This is a genomic window from Dietzia sp. KRD202 (assembly GCF_017168155.1).
Classification (GTDB): domain Bacteria; phylum Actinomycetota; class Actinomycetes; order Mycobacteriales; family Mycobacteriaceae; genus Dietzia; species Dietzia kunjamensis.
This window is the reverse complement of sequence record NZ_JABFAN010000019.1, coordinates 309,933-329,154: the sequence shown is the minus strand read 5'-3', so window position 1 is coordinate 329,154 and position 19,222 is coordinate 309,933. Positions and strand designations below refer to the sequence as shown.

Genomic DNA, 19,222 nt, shown 5'->3' with positions numbered 1-19,222 from the left:
GGCCCGAGGGGGGCATGGCGTCGGAGGGGGGTATGGCGTCCGTGGGTCGCCACGGTCCGGCGTGCCCCTGGCCCTGTGCGTGCCCCTGCGCCTGCGCCTGCGCGGGGTGCTGAGCGGGGAAGGCCGTGGTGGGCCGATCGGTTCCACCCCACCCCTGGGCCATGCCATAGGGATTCTCGGCGGCGTAGGGGTTCTGGCCGGAGGGTCCGTGTGCGGGTCCTCCGAGACCGGCACCCGATCTGCCGGCCCACTCGTCCGGGGACCCGGGTTCGCCCCTGCCCCGGCCGTTCTCGTTCTCGTTCTCCATGGGTCCCATGGTTCCCGATGGCGCTGTGTGCCCGCTGAGACGGTGCGCGCCACCCCCGGGACTCACCCGGGCGGCTGCTCGCTTCCGGGGATGGTCACCCGCACCAGTGCGCCTCCGCCCTCGGCGTCGCTGATCTCGACGGTTCCGCCGTGTCGGGTCGTGACCTGTCGGACGATGGCCAGCCCCAGACCCGACCCCGGCATCGCGCGCGCCTCGTGCGAGCGGTGAAACCGTTCGAAGACCAACTCGCGGTCCTGTTCGGGAATGCCGGGCCCCTGGTCGGCGACCGTCAGTTCCATCACCGCGTCGGAGACGGGGCGCATCCGCACCGTCACCGTCCCCCCGGCGGGACTCCACTTGGCCGCGTTGTCGCACACGTTCAGCACCGCGCGCTCGATCCCGGCCGAGTCGCCGAAGGAGTACCAGGGCATCAACTCGACGTCGAAATCCACGTCGTGTCGGCGGCGACGCACCCGCTCGAGGGCACGTTCGACCGCGTCGGAGACCGCGACCGGCTCCAGCTCGACCTCCCCGGAGTCCTCCCGGGCGAGCTCGACCAGATCCCCGACGAGCTGACTGAGCTCCGAGATCTGCCCCACGACGTCCTCTTCGAGTCCGTTCCGGTCGGCGTCGGGAATCGTCCGCGCGCCGGGGCGGCTGGCCGCGATGAGCAACTCGACGTTCGTCCGCAGACTCGTCAGGGGCGTCTTGAGTTCGTGACCGGCGTCCGCGACGAGCCGCGCCTGTCTCTCCCGGCTCTCCCCCAGCGCGACGAGCATCTGGTTGAAACTGCTCGTCAGGCGGGCGATCTCGTCGTCACCGGCCACGGGGATCGGCCGCAGATCATCGGTGCGGGCGATGCGTTCCACGGCCCTGGTCAGCCTGGCCACCGGCGCCAACCCGGTGCGGCCGACGGCCGTCCCGGCCACCGCCGCCAGGGCAATGCCCGCTGCCCCGACGAGCGTGAGCACGATCGCCAGACGGTTCAACGCAGCCCGGGTGGGGCTGAGGTCCTGCGCCAGGATGAGGGTCGAGCCGTCTCGGACCCCGACCGCGTAGATCTGCTTGCCCCCGGAGGTCCGCAGGCTCGACTCGGCCTCGCCGCGCACGACCGCGATCTCCGGGCCACCGATCTGGAAGGGTTCCCCGGTCGCGGTGCGCACCCCGGAGGGAGCGACGATCTGCGCGTCCAGGTTCGGGTTGAACGCCCGCAGTGCGATCAGCGTGCTGCGCGACTGCAGGGCGAACTCGGAGGCGAGTTGGCTGTTGACCAACTGGTCGGCCTGCTGCTGCAGGCGGTTGTTGACATCGCTGTACATCGACCCCGACACGACGAAGTACGCCGCGACGGCCATGAGGGCCACCGCGACACCCACCGAGCTCGCCGCCAGCAGCGTCACCCGCTGGTGCAGGGAGATCGGCGCGGACCCCGTCCGCATCGTGCGGGCGGGCACTACGGCGTCTCGCGCAGCACGTAACCCACACCGCGCACGGTGTGGATCAACCGGCTCTCGCCCTCCCCTTCCGTCTTACGCCGCAGGTAGCCGATGTAGACCTCGAGAGCGTTACCCGAGGTCGGGAAGTCATAGCCCCACACCTCCTCGAGGATGTGGCTGCGGGTGAGGACCCGGCGAGGGTGGTGCATGAGGAGTTCGAGCAGGGAGAACTCGGTGCGGGTGAGCTGAATCCGCCGCTCGCCGCGGGTGACCTCGCGGGTCGCGATATCCATCCGCAGGTCCTCGAACTCCAGCACCTCGTCGACCTCCTCGGCGTCCGTGCCGCGACGACGCAGCAGAGCCCGCAGGCGGGCGAGGAGTTCCTCCAGCGCGAAGGGTTTGGGCAGGTAGTCGTCGGCCCCCGCGTCCAGACCCGCGACCCGCTCGGAGACGGCGTCCCTCGCGGTGAGCATGAGCACCGGCAGGTCGTCCCCCCTGCTGCGCAGGATCCGGCACACCTCGAGCCCGTCCCGACGGGGCATCATCACGTCGAGGATGACCGCGTCCGGCCGGTTGGTGTCGACCCTCTCGATCGCCTCGATGCCGTCGCCGGCGAGCTCCACGTCGTAGCCGTTGAAAGTCAGGGAGCGCCGGAGCGATTCGCGCACGGCCTGGTCGTCGTCGACAACGAGAATCTTCATGACGGGATTCTCGCCCACCCGACTGAAGCGCGGCTGAGGATCCGCCGCGGAGGGCCGCCGCCACGCGCGCCGCAGACGCCGACGAGCCCGACGGGTCCGTGTGGACCCGCCGGGCTCGTGACCGGGCGTGTGCGTGCGGCGCCCGCGGCGCCGCCGTGCTCAGCTGCGCCCCGGGGGCGGCAGCCGACGCGGCTCAGCGGTCGAGGTTGACCAGGCCGAGCTGAGCGGCCTTGACCAGACGACGCGGCAGCGCCACGGGGCGGCCGTCGATCTTGGTCTCCTGGAGGGCGACGTTGTCGGCCTTCCACTGGGACCGGCGGGAGTGGGTGTTGGCACGCGAGAGGCGGCGCTTCGGAACTGCCATGATTATCGTCCTCGGGGTCTAGGAGGGTGGTCGGGGCGCGGACGCCCCGCTGCTCACTTGCGGCGGGTGCGGTTGCCGTAGCGACGCTGGAACTTCTCGACGCGGCCGGCGGTGTCCATGACGCGCTGCGCGCCGGTCCAGAACGGGTGCGACTCGCTGGTCACGTCCACGACGATGAGCGGGTACGTCTGACCGTCCTCCCACTCGACCGTGCGGCTGCTGGTCGCGGTGGAACGGGTGAGGAACTTGGTGCCCGTGCCCGAGTCCTGGAAGACCACCGGGTGGTAGTCGGGGTGAATGTCGTTCTTCATACTGGATCCCTCTAGCTCGGTAGAAGTCTGTGGGTCTGGCGCTCGCTCCTGCAAGAGCGCGCAATTGCCAGTGGCCGAACCGGGGATCCCGGTGTCAGCACACGCATCGGTAGATCGTACCCGTAGGATGGCCGGGCACCCAATTCGTGCGCCGCGGACATCCGCCCGCCGGAGCCGGTTCGGCCGCCTTTATGCCCACTGACGTGCCGATTACCGTTTCACGCGGTCGGGCCGTAAACTAGACCATCGCTGTTGTCTGCACGTTTGCTATCGCCTCTCACGGTGCTCGCGACGTGGCGGTAAGCCCCCGTACGGCCCAGGCCGACCGAGGGTGCCTCCTCCGCCGCGCGCCACCGCAGGACGGGGCGGAAGGAGAACCACGCCATGTCGGCGCATTGCCAGGTAACGGGACGGAAGCCGGGTTTCGGCAAGTCCGTCTCGCACTCACACCGCAGGACCAACCGTCGCTGGAACCCGAACATCCAGCGCCGTAGCTACTTCGTGCCCTCCGAGGGTCGTCGCATCACGCTGACGGTCTCGACCAAGGGCATCAAGACCATCGACCGCGATGGCATCGAGGCCGTCGTGGCCCGTATCCGCGCCCGTGGGGAGAAGATCTGAGATGGCACGTAACGACGTTCGACCCATCATCAAGCTCAAGTCCACGGCCGGGACCGGGTTCACCTACGTGACCCGCAAGAACCGTCGCAACAATCCGGACCGCATCGTCCTCAAGAAGTTCGACCCGGTCGTCCGTAAGCACGTCGAATTCCGAGAGGAGCGCTGACTCGTGGCCAAGAAGTCCAAGATCGCGCGCAACGAGCAGCGCAAGGCCAAGGTCGCCCGGTTCGCCGAGCGTCGCGCCGAGCTCAAGGCAATCATCAAGAACCCCGAGAGCACGGACGAGGCACGTATGGATGCCCAGACCGCTCTCAACAAGATGCCGCGTGACGCCTCGCCCGTGCGGGTGCGTAACCGCGACGTCGCCGACGGTCGCCCCCGCGGCTACCTCCGCAAGTTCGGCCTCTCCCGCGTCCGCATGCGCGAGATGGCCCACCGTGGCGAGCTGCCCGGTGTCACGAAGTCGAGTTGGTGAGTAGGTAACCATGGCTAAAGCACGTAGCACCCCGTCCAAGAAGATCCGCGCCCAGGAGGGCCGTCGACCCAAGAAGAACCCGTTGAAGGTGGCGGGTATCGAGACGGTCGACTACAAGGACGTCAACACCCTCCGTACGTTCATCTCCGATCGCGGCAAGATCCGTTCGCGTCGGGTCACCGGCCTCACGCCGCAGCAGCAGCGTCAGGTCGCCGTCGCGGTCAAGAACGCCCGCGAGATGGCCCTGCTGCCGTTCACCAGCCGCTGAGTCACCACTCGGCGCGGGTGAACCGGACCGCCCGTCCCGCCTGCGGCCTCTAGCCGCCGACTCAGGCAACAGCAACCCGATCGGGGTCGTGCCTCCTCACGCAGGAGTGCGCGACCCCGATCGGCGTTACCGCGCCTACCGCTCCCCTCTCCCCCTCCCCTCCCCGACACCAGGAGTCCACCCGTGGCCGGCGTCCTCAACGGCTTCGCCGTCATCGTCGCGCTGGTCGCGCTGGGCTGGATACTCGCCCGCACCCTGGTCCTCGGCACGGACGCACGGCTGGTGCTCAACCGGCTCGTCTTCTACGTCGCCACCCCGGCACTGCTGTTCGACTCCCTCGCCCGCACCACCCTCGACCAGGTCTTCACCGGCGTGTTCGTGGTGTCCGCGGTGTCGGCGATCATCGTCGCGGTCCTGTACGTGGCGATCGCCCGGCTGTGGCTCAAGCGCCCGGCCGCCGATCTGGTGGTGGGTGCCCTGTCCGCCGGCTACGTCAACTCCGCCAACCTCGGCATCCCCATCGCGCTGTACGTCCTCGGGGACCTCGGGTTCGTCATGCCGCTGCTGCTCTTCCAGGTGGTGGTCCTCCAACCGGTCGCCATCGCCGTGCTGGAGCGGGCCGCGCGGGCCGAGGGGTCGGACGGCGGCGGGAACGGGGGCGCGCTCGGCGCGTTGCTGCAGTCGGTCCGCACCCCGATCGTCCTCGCTGCGCTCGCGGGCGTCGTCGTCGCCGCCCTGCGCTGGACGCCGCCCGAGACTCTCCTGGAGCCCGTGCACCTGGTCGGCCAGATCTCCGTCCCCGGCGCCCTGCTGGTGTTCGGCATGTCGCTCTACGGGGTCAAGGTCCTCGAGGCCGGCGCCTCGCCCCGCCGGGAGATCTTCCTCGCGAGCGCACTCAAGCTCGTCGCCCACCCCGTGCTCGCGTACGCCATCGGCGCCGGGCTCATGGGGATGCGGGGCCACGAGCTCCTCACCGTGGTGGTCGCCGCCGCGCTGCCCACCGCGCAGAACGTCCTCGTGGTCGCGACCCGGTACGGACACGGGACTCTGCTGGCCCGGGACTCCGCCGTCCTCACGACCCTCGGCGCGCTACCGGTCCTCCTGCTGGTCTCCGCACTACTGGCCTGACCCGGCGGCGATGACCCCCACGAACACGATCGCGTTGTTGACTCCGTGGAGCACGATGCCGGGCACGATCGACCGGTACCACTCGGCCATCGCGCACAGCGAGATCCCCACCACCAGCAGGTACGGCAACGCCGGGGGCACCAGGTGCACGGCCGCGAAGACCGCCCCGGCGAGCGTGATCCCCGCGACGGCCCGCAACCGCGCCCGCAGGGCCGGCAGCACGATGCCGCGGAACACGACCTCCTCCGCCACCGGGATGAGCACGGCGACGGTCAGCAGCCCGAGTACGGCGAACACCGGCCCGTCGGCCGCCAGGTCCGCGATCGCCGCATCGGCCTCATCCCCCGTCGACTCGGCGCCCGCCCCCAGGGGGATGAGCACGATCATCGAGGCGGTGACGCCGGCGGCCATCACCGCGGGGATCTGCCACGCCAGGTGCCAGGGTGAGCGGTCGGGTGGCCGGAGGCCGACGTCCGCCCACCCGAGACCGCGTCGGCGCAGGAGGTGGATCCGCACCGCGAGCAGCGCGGCCACGGCGGTGCCGGCGAGGACGGCCAGGGCGAGGAGCGCGGTGTCGGGGCGGCCGGCCCCGAGGGACCGTGCGGTGACCAGGCCGAGGAGGACGACGACGACGAGGGCGGCCCCGTACACGAGGACCCACGCCAACGCCGACAGCGCCGCCCGGCCCCGGACCGGTGTGGTCCAGAGGCCGGGTGGCGCCGGCGGCGGCGGGGTCACCTGAGGTGCTCGGCCACCCGGAACGGCGCGTCGGTGGCCGCCTCGATCTGTTCGACGGTCACCCCGTCGACGATCTCGATGAGGGTCAGCCCGTCGGCGTCCCGGTCGAACACGCCGAGCTCGGTGATGATCCGGTTGACGCAGCCCAGGCCGGTGAGCGGCAGGGAGATCTCGGAGACGATCTTGGAGGAACCGTCCTTGGCGACCTGGTCCATGACCACGACGATCCGGCGGGCGCCCACCACGAGATCCATCGCGCCGCCCATGCCCTTGACCATCGCGCCGGGGACCATCCAGTTGGCGATGTCACCGGCCGGGTTGACCTCCATCGCGCCGAGGATCGCCACATCGATCTTGCCCGAGCGGATCATGCCGAAGCTCATCGCCGAGTCGAAGATCGCCGACCCCGGCAGGGTCGTGACGGTCTCCTTGCCGGCGTTGATGAGGTCCGGGTCGACGTCGTCCGGGTGCGGGTACGGCCCGATGCCCAGCAGCCCGTTCTCGGACTGCAGGGTCACGTTGACGCCCTCGGGGACGTAGTTGGGGACCAGGGTCGGCAGGCCGATCCCGAGGTTGACGTACTGACCGTCCTCCAGCTCCAGGGCCGCGCGGGCGGCCATGGCCTTGCGGTCGCGTCCGATCCTGCTCATCAGCGCTGTCCTTCCGAGGGCGGGTTGGTGGTGGTCTTCTCGATCCACTTGGTCTGGGCGACCTGCTCCGGCGTCAGTTCCACCAGACGGTGGACGAAGATGCCCGGCAGGTGGATGTCGTCGGGGGCGAGCTCTCCGACCTCGACGATCTTCTCGGCCTCGACGATGCACACCCGTCCGGCCATCGCCGCGAGCGGCGAGAAGTTCCGGGCCGTGAGGTTGAACCGGAGATTGCCGTTGCGGTCGGCCACGGCGGCGCGCACCAGCGAGTAGTCGGCCTCGATGGCCTGCTCGAGCACGTAGGTCTCGCCGCGGATCTCGCGGGTCTCCTTGGGCGGGGAGGCCACCGCGATCCCGCCGGCCGAGTCGTACTTCCACGGCATGCCGCCGTCCGCGACGAACGTGCCGACGCCGGTGCGGGTGAAGAACGCCCCGATGCCGGACCCGCCCGCACGCATCCGCTCGGCGAGCGTGCCCTGCGGGGTGAGCTCCACCTCGAGCTCACCGGACAGGTACTGGCGGGCGAACTCCTTGTTCTCCCCGACGTAGGAGGAGACGATGCGCCGGAGCTTGCCGCTCTCCAGCAGGATGCCGAGGCCCTTGCCGTCGACACCGGCGTTGTTGGAGAACACCTCGAAGTCCCCGACGTCGCGGGCGGCGAGGGCCTCGATCACGATCTGCGGGATCCCGCTCAGGCCGAACCCGCCGGCGGCGATCGACGCCCCGTCGGGGATGTCCGCGACGGCCTCGGCCGCGGTCATGATCTTGCTGGACATACACGCACTCCTTGGGTGTGGGGGCGGTCAGGCGATGCCGAGGATCTCGATCGCGCTCTTGCGCATGTCGACCTTGCGGACCTTGCCGGTGACGGTCATGGGGAACTCGTCGACCACGTGGACGTACTTCGGGATCTTGTGGCGGGCGAGCTTGCCGGTGGCGAACTCGCGGACCTCCTCGGCCGTGAGATCGTCGCGTCCCGGCTTGAGCCGGACCCAGGCCATGAGCTCCTCACCGTATTTCGGGTCGGGCACGCCGATCACCTGGGCGTCGAGGATGTCCGGGTGGGTGTAGAGGAACTCCTCGACCTCCCGCGGGTAGATGTTCTCGCCACCGCGGATGACCATGTCCTTGATGCGGCCGGTGATGCGGACGTAACCGCCCGAGTCCATCTCCCCGATGTCGCCGGTGTGCATCCAGCCCTCGGGGTCGATCGCCTCGGCGGTCTTGTCCGGCTGGTCCCAGTACCCCAGCATGACGCTGTAGCCCTTCGTGCAGAACTCGCCGGCCTCGCCGCGCGGCAGGGTGGCGCCGGTCGACGGGTCGACGATCTTGATCTCGAGGTGGGGCCCGACCCGGCCGACCGTGGACACGCGCCGGTCCAGCGAATCGTCCCGACGGGTCTGGGTGGACACCGGCGAGGTCTCGGTCATGCCGTAGCAGATGGAGACCTCCTCCATGTTCATCCTGTCGATCACCTGACGCATGGTGGATTCGGGGCACGGCGAGCCGGCCATGATCCCGGTGCGCAGCGTGGACAGGTCGTAGGAGTCGAAATCCTCCAGCGCGAGCTCGGCGATGAACATCGTGGGCACGCCGTAGAGACTCGTGCACTTCTCCTGCTCCACCGCGCGCAGCGAGGCCGCGGGGTCGAACGCGGGCGCCGGGATGACCATGGCCGATCCGTGGCTGGTGCACGCGAGGTTGCCCATCACCATGCCGAAGCAGTGGTAGAAGGGCACCGGGATGCACACTCGGTCGACCTCCGTGTAGTTGACGAGCTCGCCGACGAAGTACCCGTTGTTGAGGATGTTCGAGTGCGAGAGCGTGGCGCCCTTGGGGAAGCCCGTGGTGCCGGAGGTGTACTGGATGTTGATCGGGTCGCCCGGCTGCAGTGCGGCGCGGATCGACGCCAGTTCCTCGGCGTGGGTGGGGCCCGAGACCAGCGACTCCCACTCCTCGTCGCCGAAGAGCACGACCAGTTCGAGGTCGGGGCAGTTCGGCTGGACCTGCGCGAGCATCCCGGTGTAGTCGGAATCCTTGAACTGGGGGGCGGCGACGACGGCCTTGATCCCCGCCTGCTTGAGCACGTACTCCAGCTCGTGGACCCGGTAGGACGGGTTGATGTTGACCAGAACCGCGCCGATCTCGGCGGTGGCGTACTGGACCATCACCCACTCCCACCGGTTGGGCGACCAGATGCCCACCCGGTCGCCCGCACGGATGCCGAGGCGGTGCAGCCCGGAGGCCAGACGGCGTACGTCTGCGAGGAACTCGGCGTAGGTCCACCGCCGGTCGGCCTGCACGTCGACGAGCGCGTCGCGGTCGCCGAACCTCTCGACGGTCGCCGCGAGGTTCTCGGGGATCGTCTGGGTGAGCAGGGGGACGTCGGTCTCCCCGCGCGTGTGGGACCCGGCGGGGTCGAGGGGTGTGGAATCGAGATCGGTGGTGGTCATCTCGGTACTCCTTGGGGGTGGGGCCGGACGGCCCGCGACAGGGGGATTGCGGTATCAGGTGGCGGCGGCCGCGGCGCGACGCATCGTCGCCTCGGCCTGACGGAAGACGGGACCGTCGACCATGCGACCGTCCAGCCGGAACACGCCCTGGTTGTGTTCCGCGGCGGCGAGGACCTTCCGGGCCCAGGCCACCTCGTCGTCGTCGGGGGCGTAGGCCTCGCGGACCACCGCCACCTGGGACGGGTGGATACACGCGGTGGCCACGAACCCCAGCGCGACGGCGTCGAGCGCCTCGGCGCGCTGCCCCTCGGAGTCGGCGATGTCCAGGTGCACGGAGTCGACCGCCCACCGACCGAACGCGGCCGCGGCGAGCGCGACCCGCGCCCGGGCGTGACGGGGCACGTCACGGTACTCCCCCGCCTCGCGGGGGCCGCCGGCCTCGGCGGAGGAGAACCGGCTGGTCGATCCGCCCATCGCGGCCAGGAGGTCCTCGGCGCCCCACATCATCCCGGCGCACCCGGGCGCGGCGGCGATCTCCTCCGCGCGGACGACGCCGAGCGGGGTCTCGACCAACGCCAGCACCGCGGCGCCGGTCGTCGAGTGCAGATCCGTGACCTGCGCGGCGGACTCGGTCTTGGCCAGCATCACGCAGCGGTACTCCGTGTCGGCCAGGGCCTCGAGGTCGGCCGCGTGGTCGTCGGTGCCGGTCGGGTTGACCCGCACGATCGTCCGGTCCGGATCGAGTGTCGAGGCCCGCAGCGCGTCACGGGCCGCGGGGCGGTCCGCCGGTGCGACGGCGTCCTCGAGGTCGACGATCACGACGTCCGCGCGGTCCGCCGCCTTGCCGTAGCGCTCCGGCCGGTCGGCCGGGCAGAACAGCAGTGCCGGGCCGGGCGGAATCCAGGCGGGTGCGGGGGTCATGCCGTGGCCTCCCCGCCCGGGCCCGACTCCGTCGGCCGCTTGCGGACCAGCGTCTTACGGACCGCCCTGGCCACGATGTCGCCGTGCTGGTTGCGGCCGATGTGCTCGAGGGTCACGATGCCCTCTCCCGGCCGCGACTTCGACTCGCGCTTGTCGGTGCACACGGTCTCCGCGTACAGCGTGTCACCGTGCAGGACCGGTTTGGGGAAGCTGACCTCGGAGAAGCCGAGGTTCGCCACGATCGTGCCCTGGGTGAGCTGGGCGACCGACAGTCCCACGAGCGTCGACAGCGTGTGCATCGAGTTCATGAGTCGCTCGCCGCCGAAGCCCGGCTGCTCGGCCGACCACGCCGCGTCCAGGTGCAGGGCCTGCGTGTTCATCGTCAGCGTGGTGAACAGGACGTTGTCCGTCTCGGTCATGGTGCGCCCGGGGCGGTGGAGGTAGGCGGTCCCCACCTCGTACTCCTCGAACCACAGGCCACGCTGGACGACCTCTCTGCGCTGGTCTGTCATCGCCTACAGCCCCAGACCGCGCGCGATGAGCATGAGCTGTACCTCGGTGGTGCCCTCGCCGATCTCGAGGATCTTGGAGTCGCGGTAGTGCCGCGCCACCGGGTACTCGTTCATGAACCCGTAGCCACCGTGGATCTGGGTGGCGTCGCGGGCGTTGTCCATGGCCGCCTCGGAGGCGATCATCTTGGCGATGGCGGCCTCCTTCTTGAACTCCTTGCCGGCCAGCATGAGGCGCGCGGCCTCGTAGTAGGCGCAACGCGCCGTGTGGGCACGGGCCTCCATGCGGGCGATCTTGAACGCGATGGCCTGGAACTCGCCGATCTTGCGGCCCATGGACTCGCGCTCACGGGCGTACTTCACGGACTCGTCGACGCACCCCTGCGCGGCACCGGTCGCCACGGCGGCGATCGCGACGCGTCCCTCGTCGAGGATCGACAGGAAGTTCGCGTACCCGCGCCCCTCCTCGCCGAGGAGGTTCTCCGCCGGAACGCGCGCGTCGGCGAACGTCAGCGGGTGGGTGTCGGAGGAGTTCCACCCGACCTTGTCGTAGGCCGGCTCCGCTGTGAATCCGGGGGTGTCGGCCGGGACGATGATCGTCGAGATGGCCTTCTTCACAGAACCGTCCGCGGCCCGCCGCTCTCCCGTCACCGCGGTCACGGTGACCAGCGAGGTGATGTCGGTGCCGGAGTTGGTGATGAACTGCTTGTTGCCGTTGATCACCCACTCGTCGCCGTCACGCTTCGCGGTGGTCTTGGTGGCGCCGGCGTCCGAGCCCGCACCGGGCTCGGTCAGGCCGAAGCCGGCGAGCGTGCGACCGGCGGCCAGGTCGGGGAGCCACGTGGCGCGCTGCTCGTCGTTGCCGAAGTGGTAGATCGGCATGGCGCCCAGGCCCACGCCGGCCTCGAGGGTCATGGCAGTCGACTGGTCGACGCGGCCGAGCTCCTCCAGGGCGAGCGACAGGGCGAAGTAGTCGCCGCCCATCCCGCCGAACTCCTCCGGGAACGGCAGACCGAACAGGCCCATGTCGCCCATCTGGGCGACGACCTCGTAGGGGAAGGTGTGGTTGCGATCGTGCTCGGCCGAGGCCGGGGCGACCACCTTGTCGGCGAAGTCCGCGACCGTCGACTTCAGGTCGGCGTAGTGCTCTTCCAACTCAGGCATTGCCTTCTCCTTCGGATTCCTCGGTGGAGGGGTGTGGCTCGACGGTCGCGAGCAGGTGGTCGGCGGGCACCTGCTCGCCGGTGGTGACGTGCACGCGGACCACACCGTCGATCGGCGCGGGCAGCGCGTGTTCCATCTTCATGGCCTCGACGGCCAGGATGTTCTGTCCGGCGGTGACCTCGTCGCCGTCGGCGACGAAGCACGCGATCACCGAACCGGGCATGGGGCTGACGATCTGGCCGTCCGACATCCCGGCGTCGTGGATCCGGGAGTCGATGAGGGGGAGCATCCGCAGGTCCCAGGTCCCGCCGTCGCCGGCCACCCAGAAGGTGTCGGCGGCCTTGGGGTCCGCCGAGCGCACGACGGTCCAGCGCTGCTGGGTGCCGTCGACGGTCAGCCGGAGGGAGGCGCCGTCCCGGGCGACCCGCGCACGATGTCGGGAGGAGACCTCGGGCGCCTCGGTGGATCCGATAGTGGCGTCGGTAATGGTCACCTCGGCGTCGTCGGGGGTCCCCCGCAGTCCCACGGTGACCGCGTCGGACCCGGCGCCGGCGTCCAGGCGGGTCCACACCTCGGCGCGCCCGCCGATGCGCCACCCGTTGGGAACGTCCCACGGGCCGCGGCGTTGCGCGGGCACCCGGGCCCAGCGCTCCTCGGTGCGGTGCATGGCCACGGCGATCAGTCCGCCCTCGGGGGCGGGCGTCGCGGTGTAGTCGTCGACGGACCGGTCGAGCAGGCCCGTGTCCAACTCGCCGGAGACGACCTCCGGCCGCGCGAGCAGGAACCGACAGAAGTCGACGTTCGTGCGCAGGCCCAGCACGTGGGTGCCGGCGAGCGCGGCGTCGAGCCGGGCCAGTGCCTCGGCGCGGTCGGCGCCGTGGGCGATGACCTTGCCGAGCATCGGGTCGTAGTCACTGCCGACGACCGTGCCGACGCGCAGGCCGGAGTCCACGCGGATGCCGTCGCCGGAGGGCTCCTCGAGCCCGACCACGGTGCCGCCGGTGGGCAGGAAGCCCTTGGCCGGGTCCTCGGCGTAGACGCGGGCCTCGATCGCGTGTCCGGTGAGGGTGATGTCCTCCTGGCGCAGGGTGAGCTCCTGGCCCGCGGCGATGCGGACCTGCCAGTCGACCAGGTCGACACCGGTGACCATCTCGGTGACCGGGTGCTCGACCTGCAGGCGGGTGTTCATCTCCATGAAGAAGAACTCGTCCGGGGCGTGCGCGGAGACGATGAACTCCACCGTGCCCGCGCCCACGTACCCCACCGACCGGGCGGCGTCGCACGCCGCCTGACCGATGCGCTGACGGGTGACCTCGTCGAGCAGTGCGCTGGGCGCCTCCTCGATGACCTTCTGATGGCGGCGCTGCAGTGAGCACTCCCGCTCACCCAGGTGGATGACGTTGCCGTGGGTGTCGGCCAGGACCTGCACCTCGATGTGGCGCGGGGTGTCGACGAACCGCTCGAGGAACAGGGTGTCGTCGCCGAAGGCGCCTGCCGACTCCCGTCGCGAGGACTCCAGTGCCGCCGGCAGATCGGCGGGATCGGTGACGCGGCGCATCCCCTTGCCGCCACCACCGGCCGAGGGCTTGACGAGGACCGGGTAGCCGACCTCGGCGGCACCGGCGATCAGTTCGTCGTCGGTCAGTCCCGGACGCGAGATCCCGGGCACGGTGGGGACGTCACGTGCGGACACCGCCGCCTTGGCGGTGATCTTGTCGCCCATGGTCTCGATCGCCGAGGCCGGTGGTCCGACGAAGATCAGTCCGGCCTCGTCGAGTGCCCGCGCGAACCGCGAGTTCTCGGACAGGAAACCGTATCCCGGGTGCACGGCCTGCGCGCCGGTCTGGCGGCAGGCGTCGATCACCTTGTCGATGTCGAGGTAGGACTGCGAGGCTTGGGCCGGGCCGAGACGGACCGCGGCGTCGGCCATGCGCACGTGCAGCGCGTCGGCGTCCGCGTCGGAGTAGACGGCGACCGAGCGGATACCCGCTGCCCGCAGCGAGCGGATCACGCGGCACGCGATCTCCCCGCGGTTGGCCACCAGGACGGTGTGGAGTTTCTGTGACAGTTGTTCTGACATGGAGCTGCTCACATCCTGAAGACGCCGTTGTTGACCGGCTCGAGGGGGGCGTTGGCCGCGGCCGCCAGGGCCAGACCGAGGACAGTGCGGGTGTCTGCGGGGTCGATGATCCCGTCGTCCCACAGGCGGGCCGTGGAGTAGTACGCGGTGGACTGCTCCTCGAACTGCTCGCGGATCGGTGCGGTGAACTCGGACTGCTGCTCGTCGGTCCACTCCCCGCCCGACTTGGTGACCTGCGCGGCACGGACCGAGGCGAGGGTGTCGGCGGCCTGGGGCCCGCCCATCACGGCGATCTTCGCGTTGGGCCACATCCACAGGAACCGCGGAGAGTACGCACGGCCGCACATGGAGTAGTTGCCGGCACCGAAGGACCCGCCCACGACGATGGTGAACTTGGGGACCCGGGCGCACGCCACGGCGGTGACCATCTTGGCGCCGTTCTTGGCGATGCCGCCCGCCTCGTACTGCCGGCCCACCATGAAGCCGGTGATGTTCTGCAGGAAGACCAGCGGTATCTTGCGGCGGTCGCACAGTTCGATGAAGTGGGCGCCCTTGAGCGCGGACTCCGAGAAGATGACGCCGTTGTTGCCGATGATGCCCACCGGGTGCCCGTGGATATGGGCGAACGCGGTCACCATCGAGGTGCCGTAGTTCTCCTTGAACTCGGTGTACTCGCCGCCGTCGACGATCGTGCCGATGATGTCGCGCACGTCGTAGGGCTGGCGGGAGTCGACCGGGACGAGGTCGTACAGGTCGGACTGCGCGCGGACGGGCTCGCGGGGCTCGAGCACCTCCCAGTCCGGCTCGGGCGCCGGCGGGCAGGTCGCCACGATCCGGCGGACCTTCATCAGCGCGTCGTAGTCGTCGTCGGCCAGGTGGTCCACCACACCGGAAGTCTTGGCGTGCAGGTCGCCGCCACCGAGCTCCTCGGCGGTGACCTCCTCGCCCGTCGCGGCCTTCACCAGCGGCGGGCCGGCGAGGAAGATCGTGCCCTGGTTCCGGACGATCACGGCCTCGTCGCTCATCGCGGGGACGTACGCGCCACCGGCGGTGCACGACCCCATGACCGCGGCGATCTGCGGGATGCCCTTGGCGGACATGTTCGCCTGGTTGTAGAAGATCCGGCCGAAGTGGTCGCGGTCGGGGAAGACCTCGTCCTGCTGCAGCAGCATCGCGCCGCCGGAGTCCACGAGATAGATGCACGGCAGGTTGTTGGCCAGCGCCACCTCCTGACCGCGCAGGTGCTTCTTCACCGTCATCGGGTAGTAGGTGCCGCCGGAGACGGTCGCGTCGTTGGCGATGATCAGGCACTCGCGGCCCGACACCCGCCCGATCCCGGCGACGACGCCGGCGGCGGGGGCCTTGCCCCCGTACATCTCCTCCGCGGCGAGCGGCGAGAGCTCGAGGAACGGGCTGCCCGGGTCGAGCAGCACGTCCACGCGCTGGCGGGCGAGCAGCTTGCCGCGCTCGAGGTGGCGCGCACGGGCCTTCTCACCGCCGCCCAGCGCGGCCCGCTCGAGGCGCTCGCGGAGGTCGGCGAGAAGTTCCTCGTGGGCCTGGCGATTGGTGGTCGCGGAAGTCATCAGTGCCGCTCCCTTTCAGTTAAGTCGGATTAACTGAAATCGACGATAGTGCTGCGCCTCACAAATGTCCAGACCGGATTCGGGATCACCCACCGGGGACCCGGACCCGCGCTCACCCACTCCGCGGACCCGACGAGGCGCACGGCCGGCGACCCGACGGGGGACTGCAACTCCCGGTCGTCGCGCAGCCGATCCGGCCGAGAACCCCGGGGGGGACGCCGCCACTCCCGCCATCCGTGCAGGTGGGCAGCTTAGGCTGGCCTGACTTAGCACAGCCTCAACTTGCTTGCAAGCCGGGGGGGTGCGGTGTTGACTCTGGGGCACACCACGCCACCGCCATACGAGGAGCGATCATCATGGCCACACTCACCGGAATCAGCGCCTGCACCGTCACGGCGTGCTCGTTCAACAGCGAGGAGAGCTGCAACGCGGGCGCCATCACCGTCGCCGGAACCCCGGATCACGCCGAGTGCGGCACCTTCATCTCGCTGGACGTCCGCGGCGGACTACCCACCGCCAGCGCACACGTGGGCGCCTGCCAACGGGTGGAATGCGCCCACAACAAGGACCTGCTCTGCTCGGCGGACTCCGTCGAGATCGGCTCCGGCGCCGACACCGCCGATTGCCTCACCTACAGCCCGGCCTGATCGGCCCGGTCCGCGCTACCGCGGGAGGCTAGCTGGCGCGGGCCACGTACTGACCCATCTCACGGACGACGTCGTTGACGCACTCCGCGCGGGTCAGGAACGGCAGGTGGATGACATCGGCGTGGGTACCGAGCGCCGTCAGCAGATGCAGGCCGTCGGGATCGACGCCCAGGACATACGGCGGCTGCGCCGGGTCGGCGGACCCGGCCAGCATGGCCAGGTCAGAACCGAAGCGCGCCCGGATCTCGTCCGCGAGGCCGGGCGCCTCGCATGCCAGGGGATCCGACGGGACCGCGTCCAGGCAGCCCGCGTGGACGGTGCCCTCGTGCCCCAGTCGGCGGATGTCGAGGTCGCCGAGCTCGATCTCGATCTCGACCACCCAGCCCTCACCCTGCCGGGCCGCACGCGCCACGCCGAAGCCGTACAGGCTCGCGACGTGGACCTTGGCCTCGACGATCGGGGCGAACTCGTCGATCATGACGACCACCTCGACCGACTCGCCCGGGGCGACCATCAGCGCGGACCAGGGGGCCGGGGTCCCGGTGACGATGATCGCCCCCTCCCCGACCCAGCGATGGCCGGCGGAGACCATGACATCCGAACGGTTCTTGGTTCCGCGTACGGCGACCGTCGCGATGCCGGCTCCGTCGAGCAGGCGGCGAGCGCCGGTGGTGATCGGATCCGACACGACCGGGTGCGCTGCCATCGATTGCCTCCAGAGATCGGCCCCGCCCGCCGATGCGTTAGGTGACCCTCGCCTTACTTAGGTACCCCTAAAGTGCCCGACGGTGCGGGGCCTGTCAAGAGGGCCACCGATTTTCACACCCCCTCGCCCTACAGTGGGGGGGTGACCGACGCCACAACCGATGCCACCGCCGATGCCACCGCTTCTGTCCGGCGCCATCCCGACACCACACGGATCCACGCCTTCCGTGACGACGCGCTCGGGTACGACGACGCCACCGCCCTCGCGGCGCGGGTCCGCGGCGGCGAGGTGTCTCCGACCGAGCTCGTCGAGGCCGCCATCGAACGATGCGCGCAGGTCGACCCGGCGCTCGGCGCCCTGGTCTTCACCGACTTCGACAGGGCCCGCGAGCACGCGCGCCGGACCGCGGACTCGCATCTGTCCTCGCCTTTCGCCGGCGTTCCGTCGGCCTTCAAGGACGCGGTGCAGGTCGAGGGCGCCCCGATGCGGCTCGGCTCCCCCGCCGTCCCCGACTCCTCCACGACGGCGAGTACGCGCGGGCGTTCCGCGCCACCGGCCTGATCCCGTTGGGCATCACCGCCATGCCCCCGTTCGGCTGGACCGCCGCAACCGAACGGCAGGGCGGCCTGGTGACCCGCAACCCGTGGAACACCGGCCGCACCAGTGGCGGTTCCTCGGGTGGTTCCGCGGCCCTCGTGGCCGCGGGGGCGTTGCCGATCGCCCACGCCAACGACGGCGGGGGGTCGATCCGGATCCCCGCGGCGGTGACCGGGCTGGTCGGGTTCAAGCCGAGCCGGGGCAGGCACACCGATGAGAAATTCTCCCGGGGCATGCCGATCCCCATCGTGTCGCAGTCGGTGGTCTCCCGGTCCGTCCGGGACACCGCCACGTTCCTCACCGCGTTCGAGGCGAGCCACCTCCCGGTCGGCGTACCCCCGGTGGGCCCCGTCGCCCCCGTCCCGGCCCGACGACTGCGCATCGGGCTCGTGGAACAGAGCCCCGCGGGCGGTGCGACAGATGCCGCGACCCTGGCGGTCCTCCGCGAGACCGCCGGCCGGCTGGCCGAACTGGGCCACGAGGTGGTGCCGACCGAGGCGCCCGTCCCGACGGGGTTCCGGGACGACTTCATCGCCTACTGGGGGCTGCTCGCGCTGAGCACCTCATCGTCCGGGCGCAGGCTCTTCGACCCCGATTTCGACCCCGCCGAGCTCGACCCCTTCACCGTCGGGCTCGCACGGATGGCCCGACGGAACATCGCCTCGCTGCCCCTGCACCTACTGCGGTTGGCCAGGACCCGGCGGCAGTTCGACGCGAGGTTCGGCGACCTCGACGTCTACATCAACCCGGTGGTCGCCCACGAGACCCCGGAGGTCGGGTACCTCGACGCGGACCTGCCGTTCGAGACGCATCTGGAGCGGGTCTCCAACTGGGTCACCTTCACCCCGCTGCAGAACATCGCGGGGTCCCCGGCCGTCTCTCTGCCCACCGGTCACGCGCCGGACGGGATGCCCGTCGGCGTGCACTTCTCCGCCCGTAGGGGGCAGGACCGACTCCTGCTCGAGCTGGCCTCGGAGTACGAGGCCGCCCATCCGTTCGCCCGGATCTGGGAGTGAGGCTCACTCCCCCAGCAGTTGGGTGACCCGCGGCCCGACCCGCTGACGCAGGATCACCTCGGTGCGGGTGCGCAGGACGCTGGGCGTGGAGATGATTGCGCTGAACACCTCCTCGAGGTGGGCGTGGTCCCGTGCGACGACCCGGCAGACGACGTCGAACTCGCCGGCGATGCTCACCACCTCGAGCACCTCGCGCACCTGCGCCAGCCCCGCGCACGTCTCGTCGAGCCTGGCCTGCGCCACCTGGATGTGGACGAGCGCGCCCAGCGGGTACCCGAGGGCGGCGGGGTCGAGCCTCGGCGCCCAGGAGGCGAGCACGCCGCGCGCCTCCAGTTTGTCGAGCCGGGCCTGGGCGGTGCCCCTGGCCACCCCGAGTCGTCGCGAGAACTCGCGGACCCCGACGCGCGGGTCGGACAGGACGATGTCGAGGAGCCGCCGGTCGGTGTCGTCCAGGTTGGGTGATGGGTCCATGTGTCCACGGTATACGACGACGAGGTGGACAGCTGGTCCAGCCAGCGCCCGTTCTAAGCCCTCCGAATGTACAGAG

General features: G+C 70.4%; 23 protein-coding genes and 1 pseudogene. 8 read left to right on the top strand and 16 right to left on the bottom strand.

Annotation, left to right across the window (positions count from 1 at the left end):
• From J1M64_RS17235 to J1M64_RS17215, 5 genes and pseudogenes are all read right to left on the bottom strand, one after another.
• Positions 1-307: pseudogene (locus J1M64_RS17235) on the bottom strand (hypothetical protein); the annotation flags it as partial.
• Positions 308-369: 62 nt separating this feature from the next.
• Positions 370-1,761, bottom strand: coding sequence for a HAMP domain-containing sensor histidine kinase (locus tag J1M64_RS17230; protein ID WP_132061596.1), 1,392 nt, complete (start codon positions 1,759-1,761; stop codon positions 370-372).
• Positions 1,761-2,444 (bottom strand): response regulator transcription factor, encoded by a 684-nt coding sequence (locus J1M64_RS17225; protein ID WP_069388691.1) that lies wholly within the window; start codon positions 2,442-2,444, stop codon positions 1,761-1,763. The genes J1M64_RS17230 and J1M64_RS17225 overlap by 1 nt, the downstream gene beginning before the upstream one ends.
• A gap of 193 nt (positions 2,445-2,637) precedes the next feature.
• Positions 2,638-2,808, bottom strand: a complete 171-nt coding sequence (gene rpmF, locus J1M64_RS17220; protein ID WP_067713249.1) for a 50S ribosomal protein L32 — start codon at positions 2,806-2,808, stop codon at positions 2,638-2,640.
• 53 nt (positions 2,809-2,861) lie between these two features.
• On the bottom strand, positions 2,862-3,119 hold the full coding sequence (locus J1M64_RS17215; protein WP_067713246.1) for a type B 50S ribosomal protein L31: 258 nt from the start codon (positions 3,117-3,119) through the stop codon (positions 2,862-2,864).
• A 384-nt stretch (positions 3,120-3,503) separates the two neighbouring features.
• On the opposite strand from J1M64_RS17215, the gene rpmB reads away from it, so the two are divergent.
• The 5 genes from rpmB to J1M64_RS17190 all read left to right on the top strand — a co-directional run bounded on the left by rpmB (position 3,504) and on the right by J1M64_RS17190 (position 5,611).
• A complete protein-coding gene (gene rpmB / locus J1M64_RS17210; protein ID WP_163376480.1) occupies positions 3,504-3,740 on the top strand; it encodes a 50S ribosomal protein L28 in 237 nt (78 codons plus the stop codon).
• Position 3,741: 1 nt separating this feature from the next.
• The gene (rpmG, locus tag J1M64_RS17205) at positions 3,742-3,906 is read left to right on the top strand and encodes a 50S ribosomal protein L33 (RefSeq protein WP_017836290.1); all 165 of its coding nucleotides are present in this window, start codon (positions 3,742-3,744) and stop codon (positions 3,904-3,906) included.
• 3 nt (positions 3,907-3,909) lie between these two features.
• The gene (gene rpsN / locus J1M64_RS17200; RefSeq protein WP_017836289.1) at positions 3,910-4,215 is read left to right on the top strand and encodes a 30S ribosomal protein S14; all 306 of its coding nucleotides are present in this window, start codon (positions 3,910-3,912) and stop codon (positions 4,213-4,215) included.
• Between the two features lie 10 nt (positions 4,216-4,225).
• Complete coding sequence (gene rpsR / locus J1M64_RS17195) at positions 4,226-4,483, top strand: 30S ribosomal protein S18 (protein ID WP_007632792.1); 258 nt, start codon at positions 4,226-4,228, stop codon at positions 4,481-4,483.
• A 183-nt stretch (positions 4,484-4,666) separates the two neighbouring features.
• A complete protein-coding gene (locus J1M64_RS17190; protein ID WP_206474927.1) occupies positions 4,667-5,611 on the top strand; it encodes an AEC family transporter in 945 nt (314 codons plus the stop codon).
• Here the strand turns inward: J1M64_RS17190 and J1M64_RS17185 are convergent.
• Genes J1M64_RS17185 through J1M64_RS17145 form a run of 9 tightly spaced genes read right to left on the bottom strand, consistent with a single transcriptional unit; the run spans position 5,600 to position 15,709 of the window.
• Positions 5,600-6,349 (bottom strand): CPBP family intramembrane glutamic endopeptidase, encoded by a 750-nt coding sequence (locus tag J1M64_RS17185; protein ID WP_206474926.1) that lies wholly within the window; start codon positions 6,347-6,349, stop codon positions 5,600-5,602. The two genes, J1M64_RS17190 and J1M64_RS17185, sit on opposite strands and share 12 nt — an antisense overlap.
• On the bottom strand, positions 6,346-6,999 hold the full coding sequence (locus J1M64_RS17180) for a 3-oxoacid CoA-transferase subunit B (protein ID WP_132061590.1): 654 nt from the start codon (positions 6,997-6,999) through the stop codon (positions 6,346-6,348). The genes J1M64_RS17185 and J1M64_RS17180 overlap by 4 nt, the downstream gene beginning before the upstream one ends.
• Positions 6,999-7,775, bottom strand: coding sequence for a CoA transferase subunit A (locus tag J1M64_RS17175; protein ID WP_067713235.1), 777 nt, complete (start codon positions 7,773-7,775; stop codon positions 6,999-7,001). Before J1M64_RS17175 ends, J1M64_RS17180 begins: the two co-directional genes overlap by 1 nt.
• A gap of 27 nt (positions 7,776-7,802) precedes the next feature.
• Positions 7,803-9,452: an AMP-binding protein gene (locus J1M64_RS17170; protein WP_163376483.1), complete on the bottom strand. Its 1,650-nt coding sequence runs from the start codon at positions 9,450-9,452 to the stop codon at positions 7,803-7,805.
• Positions 9,453-9,506: 54 nt separating this feature from the next.
• Positions 9,507-10,373 (bottom strand): CoA ester lyase, encoded by an 867-nt coding sequence (locus tag J1M64_RS17165; protein WP_206474925.1) that lies wholly within the window; start codon positions 10,371-10,373, stop codon positions 9,507-9,509.
• Positions 10,370-10,885, bottom strand: a complete 516-nt coding sequence (locus J1M64_RS17160; protein ID WP_185950209.1) for a MaoC family dehydratase — start codon at positions 10,883-10,885, stop codon at positions 10,370-10,372. The genes J1M64_RS17165 and J1M64_RS17160 overlap by 4 nt, the downstream gene beginning before the upstream one ends.
• Positions 10,886-10,888: 3 nt before the next feature.
• Complete coding sequence (locus tag J1M64_RS17155) at positions 10,889-12,046, bottom strand: acyl-CoA dehydrogenase family protein (RefSeq protein ID WP_206474924.1); 1,158 nt, start codon at positions 12,044-12,046, stop codon at positions 10,889-10,891.
• Positions 12,039-14,126: a biotin carboxylase N-terminal domain-containing protein gene (locus J1M64_RS17150; RefSeq protein ID WP_206474923.1), complete on the bottom strand. Its 2,088-nt coding sequence runs from the start codon at positions 14,124-14,126 to the stop codon at positions 12,039-12,041. The genes J1M64_RS17155 and J1M64_RS17150 overlap by 8 nt, the downstream gene beginning before the upstream one ends.
• Before the next feature lie 8 nt (positions 14,127-14,134).
• On the bottom strand, positions 14,135-15,709 hold the full coding sequence (locus J1M64_RS17145; RefSeq protein WP_120283972.1) for a carboxyl transferase domain-containing protein: 1,575 nt from the start codon (positions 15,707-15,709) through the stop codon (positions 14,135-14,137).
• A gap of 356 nt (positions 15,710-16,065) precedes the next feature.
• Between J1M64_RS17145 and J1M64_RS17140 the strand changes: the two genes are divergently transcribed.
• Positions 16,066-16,356 (top strand): DUF1540 domain-containing protein, encoded by a 291-nt coding sequence (locus tag J1M64_RS17140; RefSeq protein WP_206474922.1) that lies wholly within the window; start codon positions 16,066-16,068, stop codon positions 16,354-16,356.
• Positions 16,357-16,384: 28 nt separating this feature from the next.
• On the opposite strand, the gene J1M64_RS17135 is transcribed toward J1M64_RS17140, so the two are convergent.
• The gene (locus J1M64_RS17135) at positions 16,385-17,062 is read right to left on the bottom strand and encodes a hypothetical protein (RefSeq protein WP_096907090.1); all 678 of its coding nucleotides are present in this window, start codon (positions 17,060-17,062) and stop codon (positions 16,385-16,387) included.
• Between the two features lie 141 nt (positions 17,063-17,203).
• Here J1M64_RS17135 and J1M64_RS20470 point away from each other — a divergent pair, with 141 nt between their 5' ends.
• The gene (locus J1M64_RS20470) at positions 17,204-17,623 is read left to right on the top strand and encodes an amidase family protein (protein WP_307872475.1); all 420 of its coding nucleotides are present in this window, start codon (positions 17,204-17,206) and stop codon (positions 17,621-17,623) included.
• Positions 17,624-17,628: 5 nt separating this feature from the next.
• Complete coding sequence (locus J1M64_RS17130; RefSeq protein ID WP_274601550.1) at positions 17,629-18,675, top strand: amidase; 1,047 nt, start codon at positions 17,629-17,631, stop codon at positions 18,673-18,675.
• Between the two features lie 3 nt (positions 18,676-18,678).
• Here J1M64_RS17130 and J1M64_RS17125 read toward each other — a convergent pair whose 3' ends face one another.
• Positions 18,679-19,146, bottom strand: a complete 468-nt coding sequence (locus J1M64_RS17125; protein ID WP_206474921.1) for an Lrp/AsnC family transcriptional regulator — start codon at positions 19,144-19,146, stop codon at positions 18,679-18,681.
• Between the last annotated feature and the right edge of the window lie 76 nt (positions 19,147-19,222).